The organism is Cohnella fermenti (genome assembly GCF_004801405.1).
In the GTDB taxonomy this organism is placed as follows: domain Bacteria; phylum Bacillota; class Bacilli; order Paenibacillales; family Paenibacillaceae; genus Cohnella; species Cohnella fermenti.
The window spans coordinates 1-322 of sequence record NZ_SSOB01000146.1 but is presented as its reverse complement, the minus strand read 5'-3'; the positions used below and the strand labels follow the sequence as shown (position 1 = coordinate 322).

Genomic DNA, 322 nt, shown 5'->3' with positions numbered 1-322 from the left:
ACCGAGTTGGCAGCTTCAACCAGGTAGTAGCGCAGGAATCGGTTGCCGGATTGGATACGGGTGGTGTTCTCCGCTTCAAAAGCGCCGGACTGGTGCCTGCGCCAGGTGAGCCCCGCATACTTGGCGATGGCGGCCTGATCCTTGAAGCGCTCGATATCGCCCAGCTCGCCAAGGAGCCCGGCGGCGTAGACCTTACCGATGCCCGGCACCGACAGCAGGCACTGGGCGCCCTGGATGCCATCGAGAACACGCGCGATCGCCTTGTCGAGATCTTTGAGCTGTTTCTGAATGCTGCGGATCGATTCGATGGACGTGCCGAGCA

1 protein-coding gene is annotated in these 322 nt (G+C 61.8%); it reads right to left on the bottom strand.

The window, feature by feature from the left end; genetic code table 11:
* Positions 1–322 (bottom strand): transposase (locus E6C55_RS33380; protein ID WP_136374126.1); only part of this gene is annotated, 322 nt, incomplete at both ends.